Source organism: Acinetobacter sp. AG1 (genome assembly GCF_001005525.1).
GTDB classification, from domain to species: domain Bacteria; phylum Pseudomonadota; class Gammaproteobacteria; order Pseudomonadales; family Moraxellaceae; genus Acinetobacter; species Acinetobacter modestus.
Window position 1 is genome coordinate 97,602 of record NZ_LBMZ01000116.1, and the last position, 6,113, is coordinate 103,714.

At 38.4% G+C, this 6,113-nt stretch carries 6 protein-coding genes and 2 tRNA genes; 2 read left to right on the top strand and 6 right to left on the bottom strand.

Annotation, left to right across the window (positions count from 1 at the left end; all coding sequences use genetic code 11):
• Window positions 1-4: 4 nt before the first annotated feature.
• Window positions 5-661, top strand: coding sequence for a tRNA-(ms[2]io[6]A)-hydroxylase (locus AAV96_RS12120; RefSeq protein WP_046739480.1), 657 nt, complete (start codon window positions 5-7; stop codon window positions 659-661).
• A 110-nt stretch (window positions 662-771) separates the two neighbouring features.
• On the opposite strand, the gene AAV96_RS12125 is transcribed toward AAV96_RS12120, so the two are convergent.
• The 4 genes from AAV96_RS12125 to AAV96_RS12140 all read right to left on the bottom strand — a co-directional run bounded on the left by AAV96_RS12125 (window position 772) and on the right by AAV96_RS12140 (window position 2,608).
• Window positions 772-847 (bottom strand) — tRNA-Asn (locus AAV96_RS12125).
• A 9-nt stretch (window positions 848-856) separates the two neighbouring features.
• Window positions 857-932 (bottom strand) — tRNA-Asn (locus tag AAV96_RS12130).
• A gap of 146 nt (window positions 933-1,078) precedes the next feature.
• Window positions 1,079-1,705, bottom strand: a complete 627-nt coding sequence (locus AAV96_RS12135; protein WP_004670542.1) for a superoxide dismutase — start codon at window positions 1,703-1,705, stop codon at window positions 1,079-1,081.
• A 144-nt stretch (window positions 1,706-1,849) separates the two neighbouring features.
• Window positions 1,850-2,608, bottom strand: coding sequence for a Nif3-like dinuclear metal center hexameric protein (locus AAV96_RS12140; protein ID WP_046739481.1), 759 nt, complete (start codon window positions 2,606-2,608; stop codon window positions 1,850-1,852).
• Between the two features lie 195 nt (window positions 2,609-2,803).
• On the opposite strand from AAV96_RS12140, the gene AAV96_RS12145 reads away from it, so the two are divergent.
• A complete protein-coding gene (locus AAV96_RS12145; RefSeq protein WP_046739482.1) occupies window positions 2,804-3,988 on the top strand; it encodes a trypsin-like peptidase domain-containing protein in 1,185 nt (394 codons plus the stop codon).
• A 196-nt stretch (window positions 3,989-4,184) separates the two neighbouring features.
• Here AAV96_RS12145 and AAV96_RS12150 read toward each other — a convergent pair whose 3' ends face one another.
• A complete protein-coding gene (locus AAV96_RS12150) occupies window positions 4,185-5,399 on the bottom strand; it encodes an alginate export family protein (RefSeq protein ID WP_046739483.1) in 1,215 nt (404 codons plus the stop codon).
• A 90-nt stretch (window positions 5,400-5,489) separates the two neighbouring features.
• Window positions 5,490-6,113, bottom strand: a 624-nt coding sequence (locus tag AAV96_RS12155) for an MFS transporter (protein WP_046739484.1), incomplete at its 5' end; no start/stop codon positions are given.

Sequence of the window (6,113 nt, forward strand, 5' to 3'; positions counted from 1 at the left end):
GTTGATGAGTAGTGTAAATTATGATGAGTTGATGCAACCTGTCATCGCATTTTTAGGTTGTGCGACTCCTCAAGCGTGGTTAGATGAGGCCATTAATAATCTGGACATCTTAATGCAAGACCATGCCAACTGTGAGAAAAAAGCAGCAAGTACGGCTATGAATTTGATGTTCCGCTATAGTTTCTTTACGGACCTACAAGTGAAATTGGCGCAATTAGTACGTGAAGAAATGCTGCATTATGAGCAGGTTTTGGAATTCATGAACAAACGCGGTCAAGAATGGAAGGGTTTGAGTGCAGGGCGCTATGCGGGTGGATTACGTAAAGAAATCCGTACCTATGAGCCTGAAGCTTTAATTGATGTCATGATTATCGGTGCATTTGTCGAAGCACGTTCGTGTGAACGTTTTTATGCTCTGGCACCTGTTGTGGACGATGAGCTGGGGCGTTACTACCGCTACTTACTTAAGTCTGAATCTCGTCATTTTGAAGACTATTTGGCTTTAGCTTTAGATGTTGCAAAAACAGCGAAACTTAAAGATCCAGAAGAGACGATCCAGCAACGGATTGAGCATATTCGTGAAGTGGAAAAGAATCTAATTTTAACTCCAGATGATACGTTCCGTTTCCATAGCGGTGTGCCAACGCGGGCCGCCGCCTAAGCTGATTTAAAAGACAAAAAGCTTCTGTTGATCAGGAGTTTTTTTATTGGTCATTTTTGTTATTAAGTAATAAAAAAACCCGATTATTGATCGGGGCTTTTTTAGAATCTTGGCTCTTCCACCTGGGCTCGAACCAGGGACCTGCGGATTAACAGTCCGTCGCTCTACCGACTGAGCTATGGAAGAATAGTAGATTGGCTCTCCAACCTGGGCTCGAACCAGGGACCTGCGGATTAACAGTCCGTCGCTCTACCGACTGAGCTATTGGAGAATCTGATGCGCATTTTAGGGATGAATTTCAGACGCGTCAATAAGAATAATAAATAAAATGAATCGTTTGCTTGATAAATATGCTTTTTAATTTTTAATTATAAAAAAACTGCCCGAAGTGGGCAGTTTTTATTCAAGAAATAAAAATTATTTCTCAACACCTGCTGGTTGACCAGCAAGTTTTGCATTTGCATAGTCCCAGTTCACTAGGCTTTCTAAGAAAGTTGCGATGTATTTTGGACGTAAGTTACGGAAGTCGATGTAGTAAGCATGTTCCCAAACGTCGATTGTTAATACAGCGATTTGACCGTGAGCAAGTGGAGTATCTGCATTTGCAGTTTTAGTAATTGATAATTTACCATTTACTTCGTCAGCAACTAACCAAGCCCAACCTGAACCAAATTGAGTCGTTGCAGCAGCAGTAAATTCTTCTGCAAATTTTTCATAGCTACCAAAAGCTTCTTCGATTTTAGCTGCGATTGCGCCAGTTGGTTTACCACCGCCGTTTGGCTTCATGCTGTTCCAGTAGAATGTGTGGTTCCATACTTGTGCAGCATTATTAAAGATACCTGCTTTAGAAGCATCACCAGCAGATGCTTTGATGATTTCTTCTAAAGTTTTACCTTCAAGGTCAGTGCCTTTGATTAGGTTGTTTAAGTTAACAACATAAGTATTGTGATGTTTATCGTGATGGTATTCTAAAGTTTCGCGAGTAATGTGCGGAGCTAAGTCATCATAGCCGTATGGAAGTGCAGGTAAAGTAATGGTTGTCATGTTCCAATCCTTGCAATTGCTGGGTTTTACGTTAAGTGGCTCTATTGTAAATGATTCCAAAGATAATAGGGCAGTCTTTTAAAGAACGATATACAATAAAGGTTCAATTAAAAACGATAAATAAAATCGGATTCGTCAATTCTATTAAATCGGATTATTTAGTTCGAAATAGATAGTTTCAATGGCAAACTGATTTGTAATTGCTTGAGCAAGACGTTGTACGCCATATCGTTCAGTTGCATGATGACCACAGGCAAAATAATGAATCCCTAATTCTTTGGCTTCATAAAAAGTACGCTCACTGACTTCCCCAGAAATATAAGCATCACAATCTTTTTCTGCTGCTTTATTGATAAAATCTTGAGCGCCGCCTGTGCAAAATCCTACTTTTTGGATTTGAGTTTTCTCACTCGGCAAATGAATCACATTAAAATCAAAAATAGCCTGTAAATTTGTTTTAAATTGCTCTGGGCTTGATGGACTTTTCAAATAGCCTATATTCCCAATCGGATGCTTTTCAAATGGATCTAAAGCTTCTAGCTTTTGTAAACCGATTAAATCTGCAATTGCGGCATTATTGCCAAGTGTGGGATGTGAGTCTAAAGGCAAATGGTAAGCGATCAAAGAGATGTTGTTCTGAATTAATTTTTTGATTCGATTACCACGCATACCTGTAATAGGGTAGGCTTCACCTTTCCAAAAGTAACCATGATGGACAAGTAAGGCATCTGCTTGCTGCGCAATAGCTGCATTAATTGCATCTTCTGAGGCTGTAACAGCACAGACTATTTTATTTACCTCAGGCGTGCCTTCAATTTGTAAGCCATTGGGTGCGTAATCTTTAAACTCACTAACTTTTAGAGTTTGATTACACCATTGCACAATATCATGCAAATTTGCCATGCGATTCCTCAACTGAATGATATTTATAGATTCAGCTTAATAAAAGCATATTTTTAAATGTAACTAAAGCTAGACAAAACTTTTTTAACTTTTACATTGCTTTAAACCAATTTACTTTACAATAACTGAAAGTTGTTGTTCTTCTTCAATAAATAAACTTGTCCATAACATAATTTTGCTTAGAGGATAATAATCGTGCGCCGTGCATTTACATGGTTACCTTGGGTTTTACTTGTCATTGTTATATTCAGTTTTCTAGCATGGCAGAAATCACATCAGCCTAAACCAACAGTTGCTGCTGATGGGGTCAAAATGCCTGCTGAAAAAGTGGAACCCCTTATTGATACAACTCGAACGGGTGGGGTGGTTTCCTATAGTGCTGCCGTAAAAGTTGCTGCACCAGCGGTCGTAAATATTTTTACCACACAGAAAGTAAAACAGATGAATCATCCTTTATTGAATGATCCTGTATTTCGTGAGTTTTTTGGTAATCAAATTCCTCAACAGCCTCAAAATGAAAATAGTTTAGGTTCAGGTGTTATTGTTCGTGCAGATGGTTATATTCTGACGAATAATCATGTGATTGCTCAGGCAGAGCATATTGTGGTGGCATTGCATGACGGTCGTCGTGCTGAGGCGAAAGTCATTGGTACAGATCCTGATACTGATCTAGCTGTGATTAAAATTGAGTTAGACAAACTTCCTGTTCTACCGTTTAAACTCAGTGGCAATGAAGTTGGCGATGTTGTACTTGCAATCGGTAATCCGTTCGGTGTGGGACAAACAGTTACCCAAGGGATTATTTCGGCGACAGGTCGTTCAGATTTAGGTATCAATACCTATGAAGACTTTATTCAAACTGATGCGGCGATTAATCCCGGTAATTCAGGTGGTGCATTAATTGATGTTGCGGGGAATTTAATCGGCGTAAACACTGCAATTTTCTCTCAATCAGGCGGTTCCTTAGGGATTGGTTTTGCAATTCCAGCGAAAATTTGTCAGCAAGTATTAAATTCAATTTTGAAAGATGGTCGTGTTGTTCGTGGTTGGTTAGGTATTAGCTTAATTCCTAATACGATGGATGAGGACGTATTGGCTGCGAAACCTGTTGGAGTCGTTGTTGCTGATGTTTTGCGTGATGGTCCAGCAGATGCAGCAGGTGTAAAACGCGGCGATAAAATTATTCAAGTCAATAATGAGCAAATCACTTCAGCTTCACATTTAATTAACTATGTTGCACTGCAAGCACCACAAAGTGTGATTGATGTAGTGATTGAGCGAGATGGTAAGCAACAGAGCATGCAAGTAAAAGTTGGAGAGAGAAAAACCCAACAAAATGCGCAGTCGCAATATATCCCATTGCCTAAGCGTCAAGACTAATATGATCTTATGCTTTAATTTGAATATGAAAGGCTACTTAAGTAGCCTTTTTAATTTATGAAAAGAAAAAAGCTTGCTGATAAAGGTCGATCAGCAAGCTTTTTGCAAATTTTGGAGTTTTTTATTTTTTATTACATCATCGAAATTTGATGATTTGATGACAGTTTTTTTATAATTAGATTACAACGACTCAATATCAGTATTTATAATCCATTTGCAACCATAACTTTTGAGTATCTACAGAAAACTCTTCCGCTTGATAATCTGAGAATTTTGCTAGGGCAGACAGACCTTTAATAGGCAAAGCATGAGAATAAGAAACAGAAAATTCTTGACCATAATCCATATTTTTTTCATCACTACGATATTGATGTAGTTCAGTGCCTAATTTACCTTTACCAAATACATTAAAATTTGATGAAATGTACAGGTCAGTTAAACCATTCACAGGCGTTGTCAAGAATAAGTCAGCCCATCCGTTAAACTTATGTTTAGTCGCCAATGGTGTTTGAAATGCAATTTTTCCATCATCACTACCAAGCACTTCATAGCCAAGTGCGATTTCACCCAGTGCCGAGCCTTTATCCGTGATGCTGTAACCTAATTCTAATGCATAATAATCTGCATCATAATTTATAGGTTGGTCAGCATATTCACTTTGTTTGGCATATTCAGCAACGTATCTAAAATTGTTTTTCTTACCTGTTAAGCGTAAGCCATAGGTTTGATTTGACCAAGCACTTAAATCCTCGAAATCCATCAAATACCCATATAATGTTGCGTTCAACAATGGGTTGTAATTCATTTTAGCTTGAATTAAATGAATTTGACTGGTTTGTTTACCATCTTGAGCTGCTACAAATTTAGGTTTTGCATCTTCACTGCCAAAAATAGTATTGACTTGATCAATATAGGCATAATACAAACCAAACTCTTTGCAAGGTTTAATATTTAAACTAATCGCATCAAAGGTTTGATCATTTTGACGCCAAGCTACGGAGCCTACAAAGCGCTGATTATCTAAATTAATAGCTTGGCGACCAATACTTAAATCAAACTTTGGACTATAAGTATATTTTAAATAAGCTTGATTCAATTCTAGGTTTTGAGGATCAGGGACTGTACTGTAGTTTGTTTCAGCATTACGTGTACTATTGAAATGATCATTAATTTCGACAGTGCCTTCTCCTTGTACAAATGCACTTAAGCCATGCCAAGAGCCAGTTTCCAGTGAAGGGCGTAGTCTCAAAGTCCAAGCATCAGCATTTTTTAGTTGGTTATCTTGGTCAACCAATTCGTAACGTAGGCGACTATCGAGAGAAAATTTAGTTTGGCTTAAAAAGTTATCTGCGGCAAATGTCGTAGTTGTTAAAACACTGAGCATAGCAAAGCTAAGAAGATTCAATTTCATATTGAGACCCCTGAGAGATTATAATTTCTGGATTTAATTTAGATATTGTGCAGGGGAAAGGTAAGTTTCCCCGCACTAAGTGAAGGATGATTAAGAGGTGACAGAGTTGCGTTCAAGCACAGCTTGGTCAAACAGTTGCTGTTCTTTTGTTTTATGTTCTACAGAGAAGCGGATGAGGATGACACCGAAGGCGGCCACAGTTACAAGACCACCTAAAATCATGAGGCAAGTTTGAACATCTAGTAAGCCTTTGAGTAGGAAGCCTGCTGCAACCGCACCAACATTACCACCAGCACCAATAATGCCCGCCACACCACCAAGTGCATTACGGTCAATGAAAGGAACTAAAGCATAAGTTGCTCCGCAAGACATATGTGTGAAGAGCGCGAACACAGTCATACTGATAATAGCAAGAGCTACAGTATTCATTTGTGAGAAGAGAATGAGGAACAAGCCTTCACATAAGATAAGAATAAATAATACTTTTGTACGACCATCTAAACCTTTTGAAATCGCAACTTTATCTGAAACAATTCCACCTAAAGCACGAGCGAATAAGGCAAGTAGGCCAAAGATACCTGCTGTTAAGCCTGCTTCTTTTAAGCCCATATTAAAGTGATCGACATAATACATCGCAGCAATATTATGAATGAAAATCTCAATACCAAAACATGCTGCGTAAGAAACAAATAGAATCCAAACACGATAGTTACG

Bases quoted from the DNA above. Each gene is read 5' to 3' on its own strand.
- AAV96_RS12120 (WP_046739480.1), top strand. From the start codon at position 5: ATGAGTAGTGTAAATTATGATGAGTTGATGCAACCTGTCATCGCATTT.
- AAV96_RS12135 (WP_004670542.1), bottom strand. From the start codon at position 1,705: ATGACAACCATTACTTTACCTGCACTTCCATACGGCTATGATGACTTA.
- AAV96_RS12140 (WP_046739481.1), bottom strand. From the start codon at position 2,608: ATGGCAAATTTGCATGATATTGTGCAATGGTGTAATCAAACTCTAAAA.
- AAV96_RS12150 (WP_046739483.1), bottom strand. From the start codon at position 5,399: ATGAAATTGAATCTTCTTAGCTTTGCTATGCTCAGTGTTTTAACAACT.